Consider the following 24,616-nt stretch of genomic DNA (forward strand, 5'->3'; position numbering starts at 1 on the left):
GCGCTTGATCCGACCCACCGTCCGGCGTCTCCCGCGGTCCCCGCGCTTTCGGGTCCGGGTCCCCTTCGTCCACTTGCAAAGCAATGGGCGAGCTATGCGCTCTCGCCGTTTTCTACCTCCGCCACGGGCACATGCTGTGTCAGCTGGGCGACGATCTGCCGAAACTCTCTCAGGATTTCGCCATGACTCCTGTCGAGGTAACGTGCGAGGCGGTCATTCTGAAGAAGCCGCTCGACAAATCGGCCTGCCACAACGAGTCGGAGGTGATCCGGTCCAAGCGCGCCCTCGACCAGCTTTATGTTCTTCTGGAGGTTGGCCATCTCCGAGCGCATCAGCTCAGCCTGCTCGCGAGTCACCCCCGCAGGTGCCCTCTTTGCTGTCGGGTCAACCAGGTCAGCGGAGTCGGTCGCCGCCAGAATGGCCTCCACATAGGGCACCGTGTAATTGTTTGCGGCGACCATCAGTTCTGCTGCCTGAATCTGCCGCAAAGGTTTCATCTTGCGCAAGAAGCGGAAACTGTTGATCGGACAATGTCGGGCCTTCAGCAGTTCGGCCGCCTCCGGACATATGCCGTTCAGCAAGGTGCGCTTTTGCCGGATCAGCGCGATGTTCACATTTAACGCGGCAGCGATGCGGGCTTCCGATACGCCGCGTTCGACCGCACGCAGGATCATCTTGTGCTCCTGGATTGTGGCCAGACGGCTGATGCGCTTGTTGTAGGTGAAGGACTCGTCATCGGTGGCCACCAGGCAGATGACAGACGTCTCACCTATTTCCTTCAACACATGCAGACGAACATGGCCGTCGAGAAGGATGAAGGATCCGTCCTGCCCCGCTGCGCGGGCGACCACCGGCGGTTCGATCAGGCCGACCTCGCGGATCGACGCGGCGATTTGGCCATACTTCTGGCTCTTGGGCACGGTGGTCGACAGCTGCTTCACGGGCAGGATTGCGGCAATCGGGATCAGTCGCAGGCTTGCCTCGAACCCGGGACTCTTTGGCGACGGCATTTTCCCCATGAGTGTCATGCTCTTGGCTCCTGCAGCCCTTCAACGATGATGCTCGGGAGGCTACCCAGCCCTTCCGCGCGAAGCAGGGTCAGAAAGGTCTCGTCCTTCAAAAGCGATTGAAAGGCCGCGTCCAGAAACAGAAGGCTGCTGCGCGTCGCTTGTGCCCTCCGAACCATGTCCTGCTGACGCTCTGCCTCCACGCGATAGGCTTTGACCAGCGCCGCAGATGTCATTCGCGCGCGTGGCTGTTTGTTACGCGCGCCACCCCGCTGTTTGCCATGCCGCTGGCGCAACTCAACCAGCCGCCGTGCTTCCAGAAGCTTCTTCCCGCGTAGTTCGCCCGAGGCATAGGCGGCCTCAAGCGCCTTCTGCACATCCTTCTCCTCGGCACGCGTGATGTAGAGCGCGACGCTGAGCGGCATCTGCCCGGTCTCGACCGCGATCAGCAGGCGTTCTTCACCGTTGGCGATCAACTCACCGATTTCATGGACATAGGCGAGGGAAAGCCCCGTCTTGTCGGCGATCTGATGGTCCGAATATCCCCGGTCGCGCAGGATGGTGATGTCCTGCAAAAGCTCGAGCGGCCGCTGCTGGCGCCGCGCAATGTTTTCGATCACGCTGCGCAGAAGCCGTTCGACTTCGTTCGCGTCCACGACGATGGCCGGAATGTGGGTTTCCCCAAGGGCGACATAAGCCTCCATCCGTCCCTGACCGCAGACCACCCGATACGAGACCCCTGCCTCATCATCGATCCGGGCAACGGTGATCGGCTTTTTCAGCCCGACTGTGCCGATACTGTCCACGAGTGCGCGGAAGGTCTTTTCCGAGCGTTCACGTGGGTTTTCCACGGTGATGGCGGAAATCGGGATGGTCTGCACTTCGCCCGGCATTTCGACCTCGGTCACCATGGGGCGACCTCCGTAACAGGAATGCGCCGGGCCATATCGAAGAAGAAATTCAGTGTTTGAAATCGGAAAGCGTCCAGCATCAGGCCATTCTCCTCGGCAAGCCCCAGGGGTTTGCTCCGCATCTCGAATTGGGGCAGCAGGTAATAGTCGAGCGCGGCAGTGTTCGTTCGGTCCATTCGGATGGCGATGGTGATGTCGGGGCTAAGTCCCGCATCGAAGCGGATTTTCCAGCGCAGCCCGCCCGTGGTGGTTTCGCGGCAGCGGGCGACGACGACGGAGGTGGTGAATTCGTCATTGATGGTCAGCAGGTCGGTCACCGGATTGCGTGCCACCGTGCCGCCGATCCGGGTGATCTCGCAGATCACACGCTCCACCTCCTCCCCGTGGAACAGCCGCAGCAACCGGTTCACTTCGATGTAGTGGTAGTCCCGGTCCGGGGTGAAGCCGACGAGGGAGTAAACCCGGATCAGGCTGCCGAAGCGATGGGCATAGGCGCCGCTGGATGGCATGCCATCTGCTTCGTCGATCACGAGGCCAGAAATATAGCCATGGCGCTGGAGCAGCCGGGTCAGCCGATCCAGCATCTCCTCGTCCGAAAACCGGCGGTTCCGGGCGGCGATGATCGCCTGCACCTTCTGAAACTGTTTCGGCTCGACGATGGCCTCGAAGGCCCCCTCAGACCGTATCCACATCTCCGGGCCATTGGCGACCCGCTTGCGCTTCAGCTTGAAGGAGCGCCGGTTGTAGACATTGTTGCCGATGTATTTCTCATTTGTCAGGATCTGATGCACGGTCGAGCGGGTCCAGACGCGGCCGAGGTCGGTCAGGATACCGCCTTCGTTCAGTTCGGCCGCGATTTCGGTTTCTGACCGGCCGTGTTTCAGAAAACAGCTGTAGATCCAGCGAACGGTTTTCACTTCGGCCTCGGGCCCCGGCACAAGGATCACCCGATCAGTCTGCAGGCTTTTGTGTTCGCCACGCTTCAGCTCGGCCTTCACCTCGCCGCGTTCGTCAAGCAGGACACGGCGAAGGCCAAAGCCCGCCGGGCCGCCCTGTCGATAGCCGAGTTCGATCAGGCGGCACTGCCCGGTGAAAACCTTGTGGGACAACTCACGACTGTACTCGCCTGCCATGGCCCGCTTGACGCTCTTGACGATGGTTGCAACCGGGCCGCCGTCATTTTCGAATTGCTCGGCGCAGTATTCGACCTGCTTGTTGGCGCGTCGGCAGATGTATTCGTAATAGGCAGATTCATCGGCATCCTGAAACCGTCCCCACCGGCTGACGTCATAGACGAGGATCACCTCAAAATCGGCAGTGCCGTCCTGCACATCCTGGATCAGTTGCTGCAGGGCTTCGCGGCCCTCGATCCTGAGGCCGCTTTTCCCGGCATCGGCATAGGAGCGCACCAGTTCGAAACCGCGTTCCTCTGCGTATTTGCGGATCGCGTCTGATTGATTTTCGGTCGAGTACTTCTGGTGGTCGGTAGACATGCGGACATATTCGACCGCCCTTCGCATTGGCGGGGTCTTGGCCGGTCCTTTCAATGCGGGCGGATCGATTCCGGCCATGTCCGTCTCCCGGTCAATTCATGCAGGCGTCTCCGTCTGGTTGGACCCGGGATGATGTCTGGGGCGCAAAACGGAATCTGCCGCTGTGATGTCTTCTCCACAGGTTTATCGGAGGAGAACGCAGCGATGCGGATCAAGATGGGCACAGTTGTGCCGAAAATGGGCACAACTGTGCACCTGGCGGCGGATCAGGCCTGTTATCGCGAGGCCGTGGCCGCCGCGTTGCGGGCTGAACTGGGTCCGACGCACCAGGCCATCAAGACGGCGATGCGCTGGACAGGGGCGAGTGAACGCACCGTAAAGTACTGGCTTTCAGGAGAACGGGGGCCAAGTGGAGAACATCTCATCCTGTTGGCGCAGCATTGCGACGCGGTGTTGCTGACGATCCTGACCATGGCCGAGCGGCTGTCCGGCGAGCGGCACAGATGTGCCGGTTGTCCCGACCGTCTTCTCGTGTTACAAAACCTCAGACAAAAACCAAATCTGTCCGAGGATTTCTAACTCAATGATGATCGATCCAGGCCAACGCGCCCGCATGATCGACTACATGGAGACCCATGCTCCGGCCCGTTCGAGGGAGCTGGCAGCCATCGGCGTGGCCGCCACAGCCATCTCACGCGCCGTTTCCGACGGCGCGATAGTTCGCATCGGGCGGGGCCTCTACCAACTGCCTGACAGCGAACCGGACCTGCATTCGGCACTGATCGAAATCGCCAAGCGTGCGCCCAAAGCCATCATCTGCCTGACCTCGGCGATGTCCTTCCATCAACTGACGGACCAACTTCCCCGGAAGGTCTGGATCGCAATTGGCGCAACGGATTGGGCACCCAAGATCGAGTACCCACAGATCCGCATCGTCCGGTTCCGTGAACCTTACCTGGCGAACGGACAAGAGGTTCATAGAATCCGAGACGTCGAGGTGCGGGTCTATTCGGTCGCCAAGACGATTGCCGATGCATTCAGGAACCCGAAGCTGGTTGACCGGTCCGTTGCAATTGAGGCCATGAAGTCGGCGCTAAACGACCGGAAGGCAACCCCGGGGCAACTGGCAGCGGCCGCGCAAGAAAACGGGGCCTGGAACCAGATGCGTCCGTATCTGGAGGCCCTGACTTCCAATGGCTAAGCAACCCAAGGACATCGCGGCGTCTGTCCGCCAGCGCCTGCTGAACTTGGCCCGTGAAGAGGGACAGGTGTTTGATGTTGTCCTCGTCGCCTTCGGCCTCGAACGGCTGGTATACCGACTGTCGGTTTCCGAATATCGTGACCGCTTCGTCCTCAAGGGCGGCATGCTGGTGACGCTGTGGACTGCTGATACAGGGAGGTTCACACGGGATATCGATTTCCTGGCATTCGGGTCCGACGAAGAAACCCAGTTGAAGGAAGCGTTTTCAGCCATCCTTGCCATCGATGGCCGTGATGGGCTGATCTACGACACGGCCAATCTGACGGCCGTCGCGATCCGCGAAGATCAGGTGTACGGCGGTATGCGGCTCCGCACGACTGCCTTCTTGGGAACAACCCAGATTCCGATCACCGTCGACCTCGGCTTCGGTGATGCCCTTGACCTGCTGTTCCGTGCATCGGCCGAGACGATGATGACCCTCGCCGCCGATCCCAAACGCCTTGGTGCAAGGATCGGCATGACGGCGGTGCTGCACACCTGGGGCTCGGCACTGACCCACCACCCGCACATCCACATGATCGTTCCGGGCGGTGGATTGTCGCCCGACGGCTCCCGTTGGGTCGCGTGCAGTCCGGGTTTCTTCCTGCACGTGCGGGTGCTGTCACGGCTATTCCGGCGTCTGTTCATCGACGGCCTGCTGGCCCTCCATCACACCGGCGCCCTTGCCTTCTTTAGCGATCTGTCAGGGCTCGTCGACGCCCAAACCTTTACCGCGTGGCTGGCCCCGTTTCGAAGGTCGGAATGGGTGGTCTACGCCAAGCCCCCATTCGGTGGACCCGAGGCGGTGCTGGCCTACCTGAGCCGCTACACGCACCGCGTGGCGATCTCGAACAACCGCCTGATCAGCGCTGATGCCGAGACCGTCGCGTTCTACTGGAAGGACTACCGCATCAAGACCGGCGACCGACAGAAGGTGATGCGGCTGGCCACCGACGAGTTCATTCGTCGCTTCCTGATTCATGTCCTGCCCGACGGCTTCCACCGCATCCGGCATTATGGCCTGCTGGGCAGCGCTGCCCGAAAGGCCAACATCGCGAAGATCCGCAACCTGCTGGGGGCGGCGCTCCCCGACGCGGCCCCCAAAACCGAGGCCGAGCCCATCCCGCTCACCCTGCGTGAGCCGTGTCCATGCTGCGGTGGACCGATGCGGATCATCGAAATCTTCAGACGAGGGCAGAAACCGCAATCACGGGCACCGCCCCGGGAGATGGCGGCATGATGGAATGCCCATCAGCCAAGCCGATCTGTCACCGGTTCCGATGCAGGGACCGAACCAACGCCGATTGTCCGCGACCGCCCGAACCCGCGAAAATGGCGGGGCTCCATCTCGATTCAGCGCCTTGCGCATCCGTAACCTCGGGAAAAAGACCCCGATGCGCGCAGCCCTCACGCCCATGGTCTCCGCCCATCATCGTGGCAGCCCCCGGCGCCGGCTCTCTTTCCCCATAGGCAGCGCCTAGGCCCCCGCGGCTTCGTCCTTCCGAGGTTTGTCAACGTGGACCGCCACCCCTCGATGGCTGGCGTCGCGCCGCGGTCCACGTCGAAAAACCTTCAGGAAAGCTGCCTGACGGCGGTGCCGCGTAGTTGCTGCAGCATGCCGCGGAAGCAGTCATTCCCCCAGGTCGATTTCTCGCATGGTGCATGGGCGTGATTTGCGAAGGTGCGGTGCTACACCAGAGATGCAGAAATCTGACCCATCTGCACGGGCGATGCGCGACAGACTACATCGGCACCGTAGGCTAAGGCTCACGGTTCGGTTAACATGAAACGAAACAGATAACAGGCGTCATATGGACTTCATGAACCTTCTCCGCTCGGCCGAGCTGCTGCTTTACGAGGTGGTGTCTTGGCTAGTGTTTTACCCACTGACTCTGTGGCGGTGCATCAGACGCCCGACCGACATGATTGCCTATGCTGAACAAGAACTGACCCGACCACCCGAAGTGCAATTCGCCGATGCGTTAAGTCCGCCGATCTTTCTTTTTCTGACGCTGGTGATCGCACATATGTTGCAAAGCGGCGTCTTTCATAACGCCGCCGTTTTCCAAGGCGTGCTGTCAGATCAGCGCAACCTGCTGATCTTGCGGGCTGTTGCCTTCAGCCTTTTTCCATTGCTTCTGGGAATCCAGCATGTCCGACTGGCGGGGCTGGTGCTTAGCCGACAGACATTGCGCCCGATGTTCTATGCGCAGTGCTACGTCACCGTGCCCTTTGTGCTGGTATTGGACCTTTCGATCATGCTGGCAAGCGCCCCGCTGCCGGGATCGGGACCTGGGGCGCTTGCTTTGTTCGTGATCGGTCTTGGCTGGTATGCTGTGGCCTTGGCGAGAGGCTTCATGATCCACCGCAATGTCAGTCAGCTGCGCGCAATCGGGCAGACCGCTCTGGCTATCCTGCTGGGCGCGATCTGCTTCACGGCAACCATTGCTCTGTCGTTGCTGAGCGGCCCTGTCAGCGTCGGCGGCTGAAACGGCGCTAGGGTGCCGTCAACAATTGGCCAGTCGCATCATCCGGCGGCAAGATCGCCGTGGTCCAGTTCGTGCCTGCAATCCGCCAGTTCGGGTCGCGTGCCCGCATTTCGCGGAATAGACCGGGGAAATGGCCGCTGCCATAGGTGATGTAGATATCATCGTTCGGTAAGGCGGCAATACGGTCCGCCAGACGGCGATTGCGAAAATCGAGGATTACACCGTTCAGCGCATCAGGGCTTTCGGCACGACCCAGGATCAGCGAGAATATTCCCCGACAGCCCGCCGCGACCAGATCCTTTTGACTGCCCTGAAGGCCCGCAGCGAATTCCAGCAGCGCTGACAGATCAAAAACGTCGCCACCTGACCCTTCTGGCATGGCGTCGGCCAGTGATGGGTTCGCCGCAGTCTGGCGCTGCCACTCCTCATACATCTCGGTTTCTGTCACATCCGCCGTAACCAAATGCACGGGGTCGAGCGCCTGATCGCGTTGCAGGAACGTCAGGTAGTCTCCTTGGAAACTGAGCCCGCAGATATCTCCGATCTTGCCGTATTGCGCATTCAGATCGCCACCAGACTGCGTGACGGCATCCAGCCAAGCCTTGGCCTCGGGGGTGCCGGGTTGGACGCCTTCGAAAAACAGCACATAGCCCGCGTCCTTTGCGCGGATCAGGTCGTAACTGACGGACCGGTAAAACTGTTCGGATCCGACATGCACCATGCCCTGAAATACCACCTGCCGCTTGCCATCGCTTAGCGTCACCCGGGGCACCGCTAGCGGATGCAGCCCGGGTTGCAGCAACAGCCACCAGACAGGCGCTGCGACAAGGCCGACCAGCAATCCTGCGCCGATCATTATGGATCGTAACCCAGAGCCGGCCTGTCTTTTGCCGCCATTGACCAAGCGGCGCAGTCCATGACCGATCAGTCCGATCATTGCCCCAACCAGCACAACACCTGCAAGAATCAACGGCGAGGCCGCCCATAGCAGCGGCGCGCCGATCACGAACAGCACCAGAACCAACGCCCAACCCAGCGTTGTCAGGCGTATGGCGGCATCGTGGGACATCGGCATGATAACGATCAGCTTTCTGTGGCGATGGGTGCATGGCCGATTGCAAAAGCGAACAGAAAGCCCGACCAGTCGTTGAGAATATGCGCGCCCGCAGAAACCCACAGGTTACGCGTCACGAGATAGCTGAGTGTCAGAAAAATCCGCGCTGATCCGATCCCGATCAGCGCCTGTCCCCAGTGCCAGTCATAAGTTGGCAGATGTGCGGCGCCGAAGATCAGAGCCGAGATGATCAGCGCAATCCCGATACCGGCCCGGCGTGAAAAGCCCATAATGGTCACGCAAAGCCAAAGCACGGCGAGGAAGGGCAGAATTCCGAACAACTCTTCGCCGATCAATTGCGGGATTGTGGGGAGCAGCCGCTCGGCCAATTGCACGGCAGTCATTTCTCCGACAGCGTGAGACACCGGGTTATCACTGAAGGTCACGACCTGCGACAGCGCCAGAGCCACGGCCATTGACCCCGCCAGTGTCAGCAGGCCAAACAGCACCATCTGTCCAATCTGCCACAGCCCGACCGGGCGAAAAAGCGCCGTCCAATGTGGCCCAACAATGCCGATCAGCGTCAGAAGCGGAATAATCAGGAACAGCAGCGCAGGGATCAGATTCAGCGGAAAATCCGGTAGCGGCAGCAGGGTCAATGCGGCAAAACCCAAGGCAAGCGACGCCATCAGGGTCAGCCATGCCCGCCCGGAAAGCAGAACGGGACGGCCGGCATAATAGGGAAAGTCAGGCGTGTCGGTCATCGCAAATCTGCCTTGATCGCGCAGGGATGGGATCGGCGGGGGCGAACGCGCGCCCCCGCAGCGTGCGTCAGCCGTAGGGCAACAACTCTTTCACCTTGCTGCTGTTGTCGGTGCGGCAGATCGTCATGTTGTTGCCGTTGTGGGTCAGGAACATCTGAACCCCGGATCCATCGCGCAGCGGCGCGGCGCTGACCACCTCGATAAAGGTCGGTGTGGTCAGTTCACGGTAGGCCATGGCTTGCTTGCAGGCCTGCACATCCTCTGGGAAGTCCTTGGGGCTTGAGCCTCCATTCACGCAGGCTGACAGCGCCAGAGCACCCAATAGGAACAGCGGATATTTCATGATCTTCTCCATCTTCGGGGTTATTCGACGTAAAGGGTCAAGGTATAGTTCGCTGTCTCGCCCCGCCTTGCGGCGTTGCGCATCAGATAGACGTCGATGAGATATTTACCGCTTGAGGGGATGGTGACAGTGGCGCCGTTTCCGTCAATCGAACTGTTGTAAAGCGCCTCGCTTGCCCCCGGGGCGGTGATATTGAAGTAGAGGCTTGCATTGCTGCAATCGAGCTGAACGCTCATCTTCTGGCCCGCCGTCACCCTAAGGCTGTATTGGACGGAATCGTAGCCCTTGACCTTGGACTTGATCGTCGATCCCGAGGCTCCGCGGGCGAATTGCACGGCCTCGCGCCGGATATCGTCGGCCAGCGCTGGGGAGCCGCCGACGATCAAAAGCAGGGCCGCGATGCGGCTGAATCTGCGCAGGGTCATGGGTATGTTCCTTTCAGGTAAGACCGATGTGGTTTTGCTGAGCTTACAATCATCAATGCACGCCATGATTGCAGAAAACTGTTTCGTTCGCCGCTTCGATGGGTCAATGTTGCACCGGGGGCATCAAAGCGCGGGAAAACATGCAAGCTCATGCTGCAAGACCAGCTTGGAACACGGCCGCAGACTATGTGCCGCAACTGTTCCATCGCACAGATCGTTTCCGCTTTCTGGAGCCAGACGGAAGACTCGCCGTTCGCAGGCTCTGCCCTGACGCGTTGGTGTTGGCCCGCGTATGGTCGACCGGGCACGAGATCGCGCTGGAAGAACCGGAACGCTTGACAGTCTTGTTTCCTTGGGCGGGGCGCATCACCTGCGCTGTGCGGGGTGATGTCATCGCTGCCGAGGCGGGCGGCATTTTGGCCTTCCCGCCGAACCGTCGGCAAACCGTGGTCGAGCCGCCGCAGAACGGTGCATACATCGCGGATGTGCTGACCCTTCCCCTGCGCGTCCTTGAAGATATCCAGCGCGCCGAGAATTTGCGCCCGGGCTCCATTCCATTGCGGCCAAAGGTATTGAATGCGGCCATGTCGCGCATTCGTCAACGCACCGGGCACACCCTGACAACCGGCGTTCTGGAGCCAGCAGTGCATAGCGACATGGCTGTCGACCTCGCGCTCGCCCTTGCAGACCCGGCTCAGCCTGGCCGTTCGGCAGGAATGCGTCGGGTTGGGCAGGCCGTTGATCTGATGCGCGGCCACTTTGCCGAGTCGATCTCGATGACGGCGGTGGCGCGCGACCTTGGATGCAGCGTCAGAAGCCTTCAAATTGCCTTCCGCGAGGCGGGACATGCCAATCCGCAAGCGGTTCTCGCCGGGATACGGCTGGATTCCGCGCGCGTGAAACTGCTGTCTGGTCAGGGCAGCGTCACCACATGCGCGCTGGACAGCGGCATCAGTCATCTGGGCCGATTTGCCCATGCCTACCGCCGCCGCTTCGGCGAGACCCCGGGCATTACACTTGCCGCCATGGGCTGAAAGTTGTGGCAAGCGCAGGGCTGAAGGCATGGTCTCTCCCATGGGACGTGCAACTACTTTAGGTTGTATTCTGTGCGTGACTATCCAGAATGCGAATATTTCGCCACAAAGACGCAAAAGACCTGCGGAACGATCCCGTTTCCCAAACGCCCTTACCTGTCTGAAATCGAGCAAAAGCCCCGCTGCCGACGCGTTGCACTTTCCGCTTCGGTGTTTTGTGAATTCCCTGACTCGCCATGAAAAGAAACATGGGGGCGGAGGTAAGGATAGACCTAGCCAGTAAAAGACGATTCCCGATGCAGGGTGGAACAAGGTCTTGGCACATACGCACATTAAGTGCCACGAATCCGAGATCGGCAGGCTGCGCGCTCGTTCAATGACGCAGCACCCCCTCCAGTTTGTCAGGGTTGCGGGTGATATAGATCGCGGTAATCCGGCCAGCCTCGACCTGCAGTGCGGTCGTCTGCAGAACCCCGTCGATCTGGCTGACAAAACCGGGCAGCCCGTCAATCCGCACGGATTTCAGTAGCTCCATCTGCGGGCCGAATTTGCGCGACCAGCTTTGAAATAGGCGGATCAGGTTTTCTGCACCCCTGATCATGTTGGGATAGGAGGTGACCTTGCCGCCGCCATCGGCGCTGAACGTGGCACCTTGGGCCAGCATCGCCCCCAACGCCGCTGTATCGCCCGTCTTGCAGGCCGCAAAGAAGGCGCGGGTCAGCGTTTCGGCATCGTCACGCGGCATGTCATAGCGCGGACGGTCAATCTGCACATGCGCGCGGGCGCGCGCCGCCAGTTGACGCGTCGCGGCAGCGCTGCGGTCGATGGTGGTGGCCACCTCCTCCATACTTTGCCCGAAGACGTCATGCAGAAGGAAGGCGGCGCGTTCCAAAGGCGACAGCCGTTCCAGCGCCATCATCAGGGTGAAGGTAAGGTTGTCGGGACGCAGCGCGTCATCCTCCGGCTCGATCAGCGGTTCGGGCAACCACGTGCCGGGGTAGGTTTCGCGCCGCGCGCGCGCCGATTTCATCTGGTCCAGACAGAGGCGCGACACGATGCGGGTCAGCCAAGCGGCCGGCACTTCGACCCTGCTTTGGTCGCCACGCTGCCAGCGCAGCCATGCCTCTTGCACCACATCCTCGGCATCATGGCGCGACCCGAGCATGCGGTAGGCCAGACGCAGCAGCCGGGGCCGCTGCGTCTGAAAGATGTCGGTGCCGGGATCAGGCGGCATGTGCGGCAGCGGCTGGCAGCGTGGCCGGATGGCTGGCGCGGAAGCCGACCTGCACCCGGTTCCAGATGTTGATCGCCCCGATGGCCAGCGACAGCCAGGCGCGCTCATCGTCGTTGAACGCTGCCGTGACCGCAGCCCAATCCGCGTCCGGCGCACCTGTCTGCTCCAGCCGGGTCAGCGCCTCGGTCCAGCCCAAAGCCGCACGCTCGCGCGCGCTGTAGATCGGGCTTTCGCGCCAAGCCACCAGCATGTGCAGGCGAAGCTGCGTCTCGCCATCCTTCAGCGCCTCGGCGGTGTGCATGTGCACGCAAAAGGCGCAGGCGTTGATCTGGCTGGCACGCAGCTTGATCAGGTGCAACAGGCCCGGCTCCAGCGGGCTGGCCTTGATCGCGGCTTCCAGCGCGAACAGCGCCTTGAAGCCAGCATCGGCGCGTTTGAAATGGTCGGTCATGCGGGGCGTCATTGGTGTCTCCATATCTATCTGACACAAGCATGACGCGGCAGCACAGCCGGATGTGACATGGATAGGCGAATTTTTTCTGGACACCGCCAACAGGGTCAAGCCAAGCCGCGCGCGAAGGCCACAAAGGCGCGCATCCCGGCACTCATTTGCCGGTGGCGGACATAATACAGCGCCAGACCCGGATAGGGCGGAGTCCATTCCGCCAGCACCTGCACCAGACGCCCCGCAGCCAGATCAGCCGCCGCCGCTGCGCGCGAGACATACCCCACGCCGAACCCCGCCCGTGCCGCCGCCAAAACCAAACGCGCATCGTCCAGCACCAACCGCCCCTCGGTCTGCAGGCTGAACGCCTCGCCCCGGCGGGCGAAGTCCCAGCGCAGGCGCGCGGCCTCAGCCAGCCGCAACTGGATGCAGTCCTGCGCAGCCAGATCGGCGGGGGTGCGGATCGGTGGCGCATCGTGCAAATAGGAGGGTGCTGCCACCACGATGTGCTGCTGCTGCCCACCAACCGGGACTGCCACCATCTCTTGGGGCACACGTTCAATCAGCCGCAGTCCGCAATCAAACCCGCCGCTCGCAAGATCAATCAGCGCGTCGTCTGACCGCAGGTCGATCCGCATTTGGGGATGCCGTCGCAGGAAGCCTACGATCAGCGGCACCATGACCACCTCTGCCGCGACGGCCGAGGCATTAATGCGGATTATGCTGTTCGGCTGATCACTGAAATCGTCCAGCGCATCCAGCGCCGCGCCCAGATGATGCAGCGCGGGGCGCAAGGCCTCGGCAAACCGCTCGCCCGCCTCGGTCAGCGAGACGTTCCGCGTGGTGCGGATGAACATCTGCACCTTCAGCCGCGCTTCCAGCCCCGCCACCGCATGGCTCAGCGCAGACGGGCTGCTGCCGGTCGCCCGCGCGGCTGCACGATACCCGCCATGCTCTACCACCGCCAGAAACGCCGCCAACTCTGCCGGGGCAAGCTGCGCTATTGTGCGAAATATCTCATCACTCCGTGCCATATTCGCAGTCTAATGCAAACAATTGCGAACCGCTAGATTTGTGCGACATAGCAAGGGATGCGAATGATGGACAGGATCACGACAGGTTTCGGATTTTCGACAACAGCGGCACAGGTGCTGCATGGGGTAGACCTGCATGACAAGACCATTATCGTCACTGGCGGTGCCAGCGGTATTGGGGTCGAAACAGCGCGCGCGCTGGCATCTGCGGGCGCCTCTGTGACCATCGCAGCCCGCCGTCCTGATGCAGCGGAAGAGGTCGCGGCGGAGTTGCGGCAGGCTACCTGTAACGCCGCTATTGATGTGCGCGAGCTGGATGTGGCCGATCTCGCCTCAGTCCGGCGGTTCGTTACGGGATGGGATCGCCCTCTGCACGCGCTGGTCAACAACGCGGGCATTATGGCCCTGCCGGAATTGGAGAGGACGCCAGACGGGCGCGAGATACAGTTCGCCACCAACTATTTGGGCCACTTCGCCCTGACCCTCGGTCTGCATCCGTGGTTGCGGGCAGCGCAGGGCGCACGGGTGGTCTCCGTCTCCTCGACCGGCAGTCTGTGGAGTCCGATCCTCTGGGATGACCCGGATTTCCGCTTTACCCCCTATCATCCCCTCGTCGCCTACGGGCAGTCAAAAACCGCGTGTATCCTCATGTCGGCAGGCATTGCGGCGAAATGGACGGGCGATGGCATCATGTCGAACGCCCTAAACCCCGGTGCCATCGCCACCAACCTGCAACGCCACACCGGCGGATTGAAGACGCCCGAACGCTTCCGAAAAACACCGCAACAAGGGGCCGCCACATCGGTTCTTCTTGCGGCCTCGCCCTTGCTGGACAAAGTGACAGGCCGCTACTTCGACGATTGCGCCGAGGCGGAAACCGTCGATGCCCGCCGCGATCAGCCTATTGGCACCGTGGCGCGCTATGCGCTGGATCAGCAGAATGCCGAACGGCTGTGGGCGATGGCGAAAGAGATGATTGGGGGTGCGCTGTAATACCCTGAAGGTTGGTTTCATCGGTCTGGGTGATCAGGGTGGACCGATGGCCGAAGCTTTGGCCGAAACACATGAACTGTATGTCTGGGCACGACGGCCTAAGATGCTTGCAGGCTTTGCCAATAAAGGTGCCCGCTTGATGGAGACGGCGCAAGCCGTGGCACGCTCGGTCGAAGTTCTCTGCCTGTGCCTGCCCGGCGATGCCGAGCTTCACGACCTGGTGTTCGACGGCGGTCTTGCGGACGCGTTGCCGCATGGGGCCACCGTCATCAATCACGCGACGGGCGATCCCGACACCGCCGCGCTAACAGCCGAGAGGCTCACCGCAAAAGGATTGCGTTATTTGGATGCTCCGGTGGGCGGCGGACGCCCCTCTGCCGCGTCGCGCAGCCTGACCTGCTTTGTCGGAGGGGATGCGGATACGCTGTGCTTCTGCACGCCGGTGATTGCCCGCCACAGCAGCAACATTCGACTTATGGGCGGCCCCGGGGCGGGTCAGATGACCAAGCTTCTCAACAACGCTCTGACCGTGTCGAACCTGCGTAATCTGGTGGAGGTGTTTTGCCTCGCCGCGAGGGCTGGCGTCAACCTGTTATCGCTGCAAGCAGCACTAGCCACCAGCAGTGGCGGCAGCTTTTTTACTCAACTCGTCTGCTCCTTCTCAGGTTGGGCAGACTCTAAATCACAGCAGGGGAACTTCCGCGGGGTATGTCGGCGTCCCAAGCCTAGAATGGCTAAATGGCATGCAGCGGCCGAGACAACGAAACAAACCCAATTTCAAGAAATTTGATTTGATTTAGATAAAATTGACACAACAGGATCATTGCAAATCCCCAATTTTTGAGTTTACTCGCTTGATCTGAATCATTGCAAAAAATGTCAATACTTGAATTAATTAAAAAATAAAACAATTAATAACGAACTTGGAGGCAATCTTCCCGCTCTTGTCACCATTTCAACTCCTGAATGTCGCAACGCCCCCCCCTTATGATGGTGGAATAAATTGACGGTGGGCGCGAAATGTTTGATTTTAGATCATATGGAAGTTCCGGTATTGTCGTTGGCGAAGCAATGTTCGGCGCGAACTGCCTATTTAAATATAATTTGATAAAAGGAAACTACCAATCATACCCACAATCACTGAGTTTGCTTCACGTAACCGGTCTTCGCTACCCGGGCGGCTCAATGACAGAATCAGACTTTGACGTACGAAATCCAGATTCAAGACCCCTTACCTATACTTCCGATCGACCTTTTGTAGGAATTTCTGATTTCCTGAATTTTGTTAATTTGACGGGCCGATCGGCGACAATTGTTCTACCAACTGCTAAAATGTACAATGGTCAGCTTGATGCATCACACGACGCCCCCCGCGCCATAAATCAGCAATATTTGAAGGACGTATTATCATATGTTACCAAGCTCCTGACACATGGCGATAGCGGTCCCGGTTCGCTGCCGGACACACCGATAGGCACAATCGAGATCGGTAACGAATATTGGGGCAGCGGTCAAATGACTGCCAAAGAATATGGTCAGCTTGTAAATGTGCTTTGCACAGAACTCGAAAAACTTTTTGATTCCCTTCTTGGCCCAAATGCATCTCACCCTCAAGTGTTGATACAAATGGGAGGACCGTGGGACCGGCAATACAAAGAAGGCGGGCTATACGATTCTCTAAGTTGGCTGCAACGTGTTGCCCAAAGCAATTTAGACATAATTGGACAGATCACCAATCCAATGGCGAAAGATGCGATTACAGGACTTGTGGAGCACTATTACTATGATGTTGCGAGCAATGTGCTGAGCCAAACATCAGCCGCTATGAACTATATTAATGTAGATCTCGCGTACTGGTCCAACAACGGTTTTAATGGACTTGATCTCTACTTGACTGAATGGGGCATAAAGTCGGGAAACACCGTGCAGTACGGTTTAAAAGGTGCATCTGTTATGATTGAACAGATGCAATACATGCTTCAACTGGGGGCAGATGGGGCATTTGCCTGGCCCGTGCAGAACGGGCAAACTAGCTTGACCGGCTCATCATCTTCGGCCCCAGCACTTTCACCTATGGGTGCGGCGTTCATGCTAATGGCTGAGGATTTAGTCGGGACGACGCTGATCAACGGTACGGTTGGGCAAACCGGCTTAGAAGTTGATGCATATAAATCATCCACCAAGGTCGTCTTTTTTGTGATGTCACGAAGCGACTCGCCACAAGACGTCGAATTGAATGTATCAAGCCTTGTGTCGGGCTACACAAATATTACCGGTGTTAGAATTGGTATTGCGTCAGGGCTTGCGGTAGATGATCCGACAGCGGTAGCTGTACTGACCACTTACACCCAACAACAACTTGGGCGCGCCGATCATTTATCATTTCACCTCGAACCATTTGAAGTTATCGAAATCGAATTTGAAATTCCTCGAAATATTCGAGTTGACGGCACAAACTTTTCAGAAAGATTGGCCGGTGGCCTGGGTGACGATATTATAAATGGGCTAGATGGTAATGATTCTATAATTGGGAGAGTAGGTCACGATATATTGCATGGAAATAGAGGTAACGATGGATTGGATGGATGGGATGGCGATGATACTATTTATGGGGATGACGGAAATGACAGGCTTGGTGGACAACAGGGCAATGATCACTTAAATGGGGGTTCTGGAAATGATGTGCTTCAGGGTGGGATCGGAAATGATACTGCTGTTTACACCTCACCTAGCGGCGTAAGAATAAACCTTTCCGTCGTTGGGAGCCAAGACACCGGTGAGGGCATCGATGTTCTAACGTCGATTGAGAACATATCATCGGGAAGTGGTAGCGATAGGTTAATTGGTAACGATGTTGCAAATTACATAGAAAGTGGAGCGGGTAACGATACTGTATTTGGCGGCAATGGAAATGACACTGTATACGGTTCGTATGGGAATGACCTGATCAGTGGGGATGCTGGAGATGACCGAATCTACAGTGAGTGGGGATCTGACACTGTTACTGGGGGCCTAGGGAAAGATATTTTATTTGGAGGTAGCTTGGACGGAGTTAGAGATATTTTTGTTTTTAACAATGTGTCAGAGTCTGGAAGCGGCGAATCGTTGCGTGACCAAATCTTTGATTTTGCTTCCGGCATTGACGACGTAGATCTTTCAAGGATTGATGCGAATACACAGAGAGCGGGGGATCAATCGTTCTTATGGTCCAATACTACTGCCGCAGCAAATTCCGTTTGGTATGCTGTAAACGGCACAAATGTTATGCTTCGCGCTGACAATAATGGTGATTCAGTTTATGATTTTGAAGTTTTATTAGCAAACATTACTCATCTAAATTCAACAGATATCATCTTGTAATCTGACCTGCTTGGCAGAATCAGGGCAGATCGCAATGCACTAGTCCTTTCTGTTGCACTCCATGCACGCATCATGGCCCGCGACTGATGGGATGCAGCTGCCGTTGCCCCCAACTTTTATCCAGCGTGAGCGAGACTCCGGGTTTGAGTTTTGCCCATTTGGGCGGGTTGGGCAACGGGGGCTGGCGCGGAGTTTTGTGGATTGTGCCGGTTCAGGCCCCGTTGCGGGGCGAAGGTTTGGGCAAACTCGGCTGGGGTCTGCCAGCCGAGGCGGGAGTGGGGCCGTTCGGTGTTGGAGTCCGTGCGCCAGGCGGCGAGCGTGACGCGGGCATGGTGCAGGGACGGGAATAGGGTTTCATTCAGGAGTTCGTCGCGCAGGCGACCGTTGAAGCTTTCGGTGAAGGCATTCTGGGTCGGCTTTCCCCCTCTCGCGGTTTGCATGCAAACCGCTGCCGGGCAGCGGGGTGCGATGTAGTGCCAGTCAAACTTGCGGTCATCCACGAACTTCAGGATCGCGTTTGAAGTGAACTCGGTGCCATTGTCACTGACTACCGTCTGAGGCTTGCCGCGGGTATCGAAGAGTGTCGCCAATTCCCGCGCCACCCGTGCGCCCGACAGTGAGGTGTCGGCGATCAGGACCAGGCATTCCCGCGTGCAGTCATCGACCACGGTCATGATCCCGAAGCGGCGACCGTCGGTCATCTGGTCGGACACGAAGTCGAGCGACCAGCGCTGGTTAGGCAGCAGCGGCAATACCATCGGGGCCCTTGTGCCCATTGCCCGCCTGCGCCCGCCGCGACGGTGCACATGCAACTGCTCTTCACGGTAAATGCGGAACAGTCGCTTGTGGTTCACCGCATGGCCCTCGCGCCGAAAGAATACATGTAATCGACGATACCCGAACCGGCGTCGAGCCTTGGCAAGTTCTTTTAGCCGCTCGCGCAGCTCGGGATCGTCCTGTCGAACCACCTCATAGCGCATGGTCATCCGACAGCAGCCGATCACCCGACACGCCCGCCGTTCGCACATCCCGTGATCTGCCACCAGATGCGCGACCGCTTGCCGCTTTGCGACGGGCGTCACCACTCTTTTTTCCCAAGAGATCCTTCAGCGCGGCATTGTCGAGCATCGCATCCGCCAGCAACCGCTTCAGCCGGGCGTTTTCGTCTTCAAGACCCTTCAGACGCTTGGCCTCGCTGACATCCATGCCGCCATACTTGGCCTTCCATTTGTAGACGGTCGCATCGCTGACGCCGTGCTTGCGGCACAGATCGGCGACGGAAATCTCGGCCTCATGCTCTTTCAGAATGCCGATGATCTGGTCTTCGGTGAACCTGCTGCGCTTCATCTCTGGTCCTTTCGGTTGGGCCAGAGTCTACCTCAAACTGGATTAGGTGGAGGGGGCAACGTCAAGATCACCGACCATGTAGGCCCGTGACAGATATAAACTGCCCGGGCCTTTGACAAATGCCATCCAAAGACCAAAGTATTGAAGTCTAGCGAACGACTAACTACCAAATCGCCCTAGGGCTGCCGAACAGGTATCCCTGCCCCTCATTGCAACCTATTGACCGAAGAAAATCCCTCGAGGAAACACTCTCAATGCCTTCTGCGACGATGCTCATGCCAAGAGCATGCGCCAGTTCCACAGTAATACGGACGATGGGTCTGTTGCGCGGGTCACGATCCATATCGCGCACGAAAGATTGGTCAAGCTTGATCCGGTCAACCGGCAAATCCCGCAAATGCATTAACGAGGCGAAACCTGTGCCGAAATCATCCAGCGCGACGGAAATGCCCGCAGATCGCAACAATGCCAACTGCCGCCCGAGAAGTGGGTTCGACTTGCCCACAAGAACAGTTTCCAGCACCTCGATCTCTATGGCTGTAGTTGGAATATTGCTCCTGCTTAATTTATCCAATAGGTTAGGAACAAAATTTCTAACTTTTAGGCTGTAATGTGAGGTATTCAGACTAATGCTACCAAGAGGGAGTTGTTTAGACTCTTGAAATCTGTCGAGCAGCTTCGGCCAATCTGAAACAACGGCCTCTAGAACTTGTTGATCTAACAGTCGGGCACAATCTGGATCATCCAGAGCATCGCCCCAAACGGATGGGTCGCTGACCTCCCCCCCAGGCTCCAGAATCCGTGCCAACGCCTCATAGCCCCGAATTAATCCGCTCGCGAGATCTATGCGCGGTTGATAATACGCCACGATCTTTCCAGTAGCGGCGGCATTTCGGACACGCTCGATAGCAGCGCGGCGTCGATCCGCTACGGCGCGAATTTGCCAGTCGAAGACTGCAGCGGTTCCTTTTTGTATACTTTTGGCATGGAGCAATGCCATATCTGCGCATCTGATTAGGTCCGCTTGAGACGTCGCATCTTGTGGAAAGCGCGCAAGCCCAATTGAAACGCCGACTTGCAGTTCGATCTCAGCCACTCTTATCGTGGCACCAAGGTCGGCCGAGAGACTTTCAAGCATGGCGTGAACCTCACCGGACGACGAGCCAGTGTCACGTTTGACAACGGCGAACTCGTCACCACCAAATCGTCCCACGAAGGCATCCTTACCAAAGAAAGTGGAAATCCGTTGCGCCGCAATCTGTATCACCACATCACCGATAGGGTGTCCATACGCGTCGTTGACCTCCTTAAAGCGATCTAGATCCAACAGCATCAGATGGAAATTGCCCTGTAGGCTTGTCGCGGCCGCAAGATGCTCAGCCAGCCGATGGTTGAACCAGCTGCGGTTTGCCAACCCCGAAAGCTCATCGATATGAGCCGCCCGCCAAAGTGTCGCGGTAGCCTTTGCCTCTTCAACGCGCAAACGCCTGGAAACCCGAGCGGCCTCGACAAAATAATACAGCAGCGCAAGGCCGCTTGCGATGAGGCCGAGCTTGGCAAATGGATCAGTAAACTGGGGAATCAGTTCTAAGAACACCGCCAAGATAACGACCGCTACTACGACGATTTCGCCGTAGACCATGATTGGCAAAATATCGCTGCGTCGAACAAGAAACACGAGCATACAGCCGATCAAAGCAGCCCCGCATATCGACAAGGCGCGATCGTTTTCACCCGCCATCAAGGCAGGCATCCAAAGAAAACTCACCATGACTATCAAGAACAGCACTGACGAAATAATCTCGTCCCACCGCGTTGCTTGACGTCTTCGCACCTTCAGAAACAGGTAGTACACTCCGTGAGCAATGAGATACAAAGTTGGCCAGACCCATGAACCTCGCCACCCAGTATATCTAAAGAGAAGCCAACTGCCTACAGTTACACCAATAAATCTGGCTGAAACTTCCGTGAGGTCGCCATACTCCAACCGAAAAAGTCGATTGAGTTCTTCTGAAGGGTTGGGCGGGACTCTCAAATGAATCTTCCCCACGTTCTGAAAATACCATCAAGTGAATCGGGCACGAGCGCCACAGTCAAGTACGAAGAGTATCCCTTCTGCCAACATCGAAAGCAAGTTGCGTTGTTTTGAACAGTGGTGAAAATCTACTTCCACGCCCCCATTGCCGGACAGTGCGGAAAGAACCATTGCGTTGATCAGCACGCAAAACGAAGTTGAAGACCTGTCAGCGAGCGGATTTTGATAGCTTGTGCCAGGCGGCGTTGAGGTAGTCTCCCCATTTTTTGATAGGGTGCATTCGTAGCACTTACGCGACCATTTCCAGTTTCTGGGCGGGTGTGATGCCGCCGATGCACATGTTTGGGCGGTCGTTGTTGTATGGCCATAGCCATTGTGTGGCATGATCCTGTGCCTCCTCGATGGCTTCGATGGCAGCATGAGCCGTTCATCTATGTAGAAAGTAAAACTGAGTGAGAAGACCTAGATTATATGGGAAATGATCGAACAGATCAGGATCGGAAAAACAAGCTAGGACCGACGAGCCCTGCAGCTCGCTGAACAAATTTGGACCCGATCATGCTGATCGCCATATCGGCCCGCGGCCTTCAAGAGGGCTGCATTACGAAGCCTGACAGTAGATCGTGCTCGATCCGACCAAAACGTCTAAATCCTCTTGCTTCAAGGACAGCAACCACAGAAGACCGTCCTCCACTGAATGTGCTGCATGACAAGCATGACATAGATGCAGCCTGCGGATACGGGGCTGACGGCAACCACAACATCTATTCAGAGGCCATCACCGCAAACCCCTTATTTCCTTAAAACATGGGGTGTATGCACTGCTTAAGGACGACCGGTGGGGGGGGGGGGCAACATCCTGATGGCAGTGCATCCTCCAGAGCGCGACCATTTCGGCAGAGGCGCTTTGGCTTGATCAAGCGGGGACCAAGCACCCGCTGAACTGCCTTAATGCTCTGTTAACTATTCTTCGCCACAATAGTTAACGGACGGCCTGAATGGAGATTTTGGACAATGCGCATCCTGTTGGTGGAAGACGATCCTAGAACCTCGAGCAGCATCGAAATGATGATGACCCGAGCGAGCTTGAAAGCTGATTGCGTTTATCTCGGGGAAGAGGGTATCGATTTTGCGAAGTTGTATAATTATGACTTGATTGTGTTGGATCTGAGTCTGCCGGACATGTCGGGCTATGATGTTCTCCGGCACCTCCGTCAAGCTCGAGTCGAAACGCCCATACTGATCCTTTCAGGATCTGACGATATTGACGATCGAATCAGGGGCTTCGGATTTGGAGCCGATGATTACATGTCTAAACCGTTTAATCGTGAAGAGTTAGTTGCCCGTATCAAGGCTATCATCCGGCGTTCTAAGGGGCATGCTCAACCCTTGATCCGCGTCGGCAAGATTCTGGTCGATATCGAAGCCAAGACCGTCGACGTTGAAGGGGTAAGATTGAGGGTTACAAGTAAAGAATATCAGATTTTGGAGCTTCTTGCTCTCCGGCGAGGAGCCACCCTTACGAAAGAGGCATTTATGAACCACCTCTACGGTGGCATGGATGAGCCGGAGACAAAAATCATTGACGTTTTCATCTGTAAACTTCGCAAGAAGCTGTCTGATGCGACCGGGGGACAGAGTTACATCGAAACCGTGTGGGGCCGAGGCTATGCGATGCGGGATCCTGGCACAATCGAAAATCGCCTGCAGATTTCCGCTTAGCAGGACTGGTAGCAATTGACACCTCAGCGGTGATGTCGATCCTATATCTGTAAGAGACTAGAGCGGAGGAACAACTGTTAGCTTGCTCCATTGCATTTAACCGATCATATATTCGCTCTAGAAACTCAGTTTAAGGCAATGTGGAATATTGACCAAGAGATATATTTTGAAGTTGCGGCCGCAACTCGATGTAGATGTTCTGCATCGAATTAATTTAAGTTTTCGCTCTAAAATGTCAGGCAAATGCGCTAGATTTTTTCACCTTGAAATGTGAGTCGAAATGGATGATCTAACCCTCGGACTTGAAGATGCAGCTTCATACTGGCACGCTGTCGTGAAATCTGCCTCCCTTGGGGTTTGGGACTACAACTTGATCACTGGCGAAAAACGATATTCGTCGATCTGGCGCGAAATTCGCCATTTATCGCCAACTGATCCACTTCCGGCGAACGACGAGGAATGGTTTTCTTCTATTCACCCTGATGATGTAGGCATTGCCAGATACAACACGGAATTGATCAACCAAGGTTTGGCAGATTTAGTTTCGTTCGAATATCGAGAGCGCAATAGGAATGGCCGATGGATTTGGATTATGTGTCGGGGAAGAGCGCTTAACCACGATTTCTCTGGTCGAGCGACTCGTTTCGTCGGCATTGACAGCGACATTTCAGAAGTTAAGGAGGCCGAGCAAGCGCGAGCGCTAAATGCTAAGCAGCTTGAAATCGCGGTAACGATGGCTGGGATTGGCATTTGGAAATTTGATTATCAGACCGAATCGGTCTGTTGGGACGCCCGAATGCGAGAAATCTACAGCGTCCCTGCAACTCTTGATCCCCTTCCGCGTGATATGTGGGAGAGATCAATCCATCCGGATGATCGTGCCCGAGTTTTGGCGTCCACGCAAGAGGGTGAAGAGAAAATGCTAGACTATTTTTTGGATTATAGAATTATAAGATTAGATGGGGAAGTTAGACATATCCGTAGCCGAGTTGGCTTTATAAAGGATGGACTCGATGGTTTTAGCATTATTGGAGTCAATTGGGATGTTACAGACGACCTTATGCGGTCGGTCCGTCTAGATGAGCTGAACCGGATCGCCGTAGATCGATTAGAGAAGTTAACCCAAGCGCATGACAAACTTGAGCGCATTTCGCGACGTGACTATTTGACTGGCCTGCTGAACCGTCGATCTCTGGACGACTATCTTGTTCGCATTCAATCCGATGAAAGGCAGACTTCTGAGATTGCTTTCATCATGCTAGATATTGATCATTTTAAGAAGATCAACGATACTTACGGGCACGCTTTCGGCGACAAGCTGTTACAGGTTGTATCAAATGCACTCGATTGTGCAATTTCGCCACACGGTTTGTTGGCAAGGACTGGCGGTGATGAATTTCTTGCAATAGTTGTAGATCCAGGTTCTGACGCATTGCCGATGTCCATTGCCTTCTCTGCCATCGCCAAAGCCCGTGAAGTGTCTTTGGCAATAGGCCATGAGATTACGCTTAGCGCGGGTGTCGATATTGGCTGCCTACGGATTAAAACAGTTGACGAATTCTTTGCGTGTGCTGACCGAGCGATGTATGAAGCAAAGCGCAATGGCGGCGCAGCAGCGGTGTTGGCTTCAAGCTGACATAGGTTCCGCAAAACTGTTTGAACCGCCTCGGGTTTACCGGGTGGTGG

At 57.1% G+C, this 24,616-nt stretch carries 21 protein-coding genes and 3 pseudogenes; 11 read left to right on the forward strand and 13 right to left on the reverse strand.

Annotated elements, in window-relative coordinates; all coding sequences use genetic code 11:
- Positions 1-92: 92 nt before the first annotated feature.
- From ACFOGH_RS19815 to ACFOGH_RS19825, 3 genes are read right to left on the reverse strand one after another with little or no spacing between them, the layout of a single operon-like run.
- Positions 93-1,028, reverse strand: a complete 936-nt coding sequence (locus ACFOGH_RS19815; RefSeq protein ID WP_380074937.1) for a plasmid partitioning protein RepB C-terminal domain-containing protein — start codon at positions 1,026-1,028, stop codon at positions 93-95.
- Positions 1,025-1,918, reverse strand: a complete 894-nt coding sequence (locus tag ACFOGH_RS19820) for a ParB/RepB/Spo0J family partition protein (RefSeq protein ID WP_380074938.1) — start codon at positions 1,916-1,918, stop codon at positions 1,025-1,027. The genes ACFOGH_RS19815 and ACFOGH_RS19820 overlap by 4 nt, the downstream gene beginning before the upstream one ends.
- Complete coding sequence (locus ACFOGH_RS19825) at positions 1,912-3,489, reverse strand: recombinase family protein (RefSeq protein WP_380074939.1); 1,578 nt, start codon at positions 3,487-3,489, stop codon at positions 1,912-1,914. The genes ACFOGH_RS19820 and ACFOGH_RS19825 overlap by 7 nt, the downstream gene beginning before the upstream one ends.
- A 126-nt stretch (positions 3,490-3,615) precedes the next feature.
- On the opposite strand from ACFOGH_RS19825, the gene ACFOGH_RS19830 reads away from it, so the two are divergent.
- From ACFOGH_RS19830 to ACFOGH_RS19850, 5 genes and pseudogenes are all read left to right on the forward strand, one after another.
- Positions 3,616-3,990 carry an XRE family transcriptional regulator gene (locus tag ACFOGH_RS19830; protein WP_380074940.1) on the forward strand — a complete coding sequence of 125 codons (375 nt, stop codon included), beginning with the start codon at positions 3,616-3,618 and terminating at the stop codon, positions 3,988-3,990.
- A 4-nt stretch (positions 3,991-3,994) separates the two neighbouring features.
- Positions 3,995-4,612 (forward strand): type IV toxin-antitoxin system AbiEi family antitoxin domain-containing protein, encoded by a 618-nt coding sequence (locus ACFOGH_RS19835; RefSeq protein WP_380074941.1) that lies wholly within the window; start codon positions 3,995-3,997, stop codon positions 4,610-4,612.
- Positions 4,605-5,039, forward strand: a pseudogene (locus ACFOGH_RS19840) (nucleotidyl transferase AbiEii/AbiGii toxin family protein); the annotation flags it as partial. The gene ACFOGH_RS19835 and the pseudogene ACFOGH_RS19840, both read left to right, overlap by 8 nt.
- A 15-nt stretch (positions 5,040-5,054) precedes the next feature.
- Positions 5,055-5,891, forward strand: a pseudogene (locus ACFOGH_RS19845) (IS91 family transposase); the annotation flags it as partial.
- Positions 5,892-6,462: 571 nt separating this feature from the next.
- Entirely contained in the window at positions 6,463-7,140 is a 678-nt protein-coding gene (locus tag ACFOGH_RS19850; RefSeq protein WP_380074942.1) for an MFS transporter permease, read from the forward strand.
- Positions 7,141-7,147: 7 nt separating this feature from the next.
- Here the strand turns inward: ACFOGH_RS19850 and ACFOGH_RS19855 are convergent, their stop codons facing one another.
- The 4 genes from ACFOGH_RS19855 to ACFOGH_RS19870 all read right to left on the reverse strand — a co-directional run bounded on the left by ACFOGH_RS19855 (position 7,148) and on the right by ACFOGH_RS19870 (position 9,726).
- A complete protein-coding gene (locus ACFOGH_RS19855) occupies positions 7,148-8,215 on the reverse strand; it encodes a hypothetical protein (protein WP_380074943.1) in 1,068 nt (355 codons plus the stop codon).
- Positions 8,216-8,223: 8 nt separating this feature from the next.
- Entirely contained in the window at positions 8,224-8,853 is a 630-nt protein-coding gene (locus ACFOGH_RS19860; protein WP_380074944.1) for a CPBP family glutamic-type intramembrane protease, read from the reverse strand.
- Positions 8,854-9,025: 172 nt separating this feature from the next.
- Entirely contained in the window at positions 9,026-9,301 is a 276-nt protein-coding gene (locus ACFOGH_RS19865) for a hypothetical protein (protein ID WP_380074945.1), read from the reverse strand.
- Positions 9,302-9,321: 20 nt separating this feature from the next.
- On the reverse strand, positions 9,322-9,726 hold the full coding sequence (locus ACFOGH_RS19870) for a DNA breaking-rejoining protein (RefSeq protein ID WP_380074946.1): 405 nt from the start codon (positions 9,724-9,726) through the stop codon (positions 9,322-9,324).
- A 188-nt stretch (positions 9,727-9,914) separates the two neighbouring features.
- Here ACFOGH_RS19870 and ACFOGH_RS19875 point away from each other — a divergent pair, with 188 nt between their 5' ends.
- Positions 9,915-10,760 (forward strand): helix-turn-helix transcriptional regulator, encoded by an 846-nt coding sequence (locus ACFOGH_RS19875; RefSeq protein WP_380074947.1) that lies wholly within the window; start codon positions 9,915-9,917, stop codon positions 10,758-10,760.
- A gap of 373 nt (positions 10,761-11,133) precedes the next feature.
- Here the strand turns inward: ACFOGH_RS19875 and ACFOGH_RS19880 are convergent, their stop codons facing one another.
- The 3 genes from ACFOGH_RS19880 to ACFOGH_RS19890 form a co-directional block, all read right to left on the reverse strand.
- A complete protein-coding gene (locus ACFOGH_RS19880; RefSeq protein ID WP_380074948.1) occupies positions 11,134-11,994 on the reverse strand; it encodes a sigma-70 family RNA polymerase sigma factor in 861 nt (286 codons plus the stop codon).
- Complete coding sequence (locus ACFOGH_RS19885; protein ID WP_380074949.1) at positions 11,984-12,457, reverse strand: carboxymuconolactone decarboxylase family protein; 474 nt, start codon at positions 12,455-12,457, stop codon at positions 11,984-11,986. Before ACFOGH_RS19885 ends, ACFOGH_RS19880 begins: the two co-directional genes overlap by 11 nt.
- Before the next feature lie 95 nt (positions 12,458-12,552).
- Positions 12,553-13,473 (reverse strand): LysR substrate-binding domain-containing protein, encoded by a 921-nt coding sequence (locus tag ACFOGH_RS19890; RefSeq protein WP_380074950.1) that lies wholly within the window; start codon positions 13,471-13,473, stop codon positions 12,553-12,555.
- 63 nt (positions 13,474-13,536) lie between these two features.
- On the opposite strand from ACFOGH_RS19890, the gene ACFOGH_RS19895 reads away from it, so the two are divergent.
- The 3 genes from ACFOGH_RS19895 to ACFOGH_RS19905 all read left to right on the forward strand — a co-directional run bounded on the left by ACFOGH_RS19895 (position 13,537) and on the right by ACFOGH_RS19905 (position 17,826).
- Positions 13,537-14,466, forward strand: coding sequence for an SDR family NAD(P)-dependent oxidoreductase (locus ACFOGH_RS19895; RefSeq protein ID WP_380074951.1), 930 nt, complete (start codon positions 13,537-13,539; stop codon positions 14,464-14,466).
- A complete protein-coding gene (locus tag ACFOGH_RS19900) occupies positions 14,456-15,256 on the forward strand; it encodes an NAD(P)-dependent oxidoreductase (RefSeq protein ID WP_380074952.1) in 801 nt (266 codons plus the stop codon). The genes ACFOGH_RS19895 and ACFOGH_RS19900 overlap by 11 nt, the downstream gene beginning before the upstream one ends.
- 230 nt (positions 15,257-15,486) lie before the next feature.
- Positions 15,487-17,826, forward strand: a complete 2,340-nt coding sequence (locus tag ACFOGH_RS19905) for a calcium-binding protein (protein ID WP_380074953.1) — start codon at positions 15,487-15,489, stop codon at positions 17,824-17,826.
- Between the two features lie 116 nt (positions 17,827-17,942).
- Here the strand turns inward: ACFOGH_RS19905 and ACFOGH_RS19910 are convergent.
- The 3 genes and pseudogenes from ACFOGH_RS19910 to ACFOGH_RS19920 form a co-directional block, all read right to left on the reverse strand.
- Positions 17,943-19,173, reverse strand: a protein-coding gene (locus tag ACFOGH_RS19910; protein ID WP_380074954.1) for an IS3 family transposase whose coding sequence is annotated in 2 segments (ribosomal slippage) — positions 17,943-18,911 and positions 18,913-19,173 — 1,230 coding nt in all. Because the reading frame shifts where the segments join, the coding sequence is not laid out codon by codon here.
- A gap of 163 nt (positions 19,174-19,336) precedes the next feature.
- Positions 19,337-21,028 (reverse strand): putative bifunctional diguanylate cyclase/phosphodiesterase, encoded by a 1,692-nt coding sequence (locus tag ACFOGH_RS19915; RefSeq protein ID WP_380074955.1) that lies wholly within the window; start codon positions 21,026-21,028, stop codon positions 19,337-19,339.
- 469 nt (positions 21,029-21,497) lie between these two features.
- Positions 21,498-21,617 (reverse strand): annotated as a pseudogene (locus ACFOGH_RS19920) (IS3 family transposase); the annotation flags it as partial.
- A gap of 605 nt (positions 21,618-22,222) precedes the next feature.
- On the opposite strand from ACFOGH_RS19920, the gene ctrA reads away from it, so the two are divergent.
- Complete coding sequence (gene ctrA, locus ACFOGH_RS19925; protein ID WP_380074956.1) at positions 22,223-22,930, forward strand: response regulator transcription factor CtrA; 708 nt, start codon at positions 22,223-22,225, stop codon at positions 22,928-22,930.
- Between the two features lie 280 nt (positions 22,931-23,210).
- The gene (locus ACFOGH_RS19930; protein ID WP_380074957.1) at positions 23,211-24,566 is read left to right on the forward strand and encodes a sensor domain-containing diguanylate cyclase; all 1,356 of its coding nucleotides are present in this window, start codon (positions 23,211-23,213) and stop codon (positions 24,564-24,566) included.
- Positions 24,567-24,616 lie beyond the last annotated feature (50 nt).

This window comes from Cypionkella sinensis (assembly GCF_042646385.1).
GTDB lineage: Bacteria > Pseudomonadota > Alphaproteobacteria > Rhodobacterales > Rhodobacteraceae > Cypionkella > Cypionkella sinensis.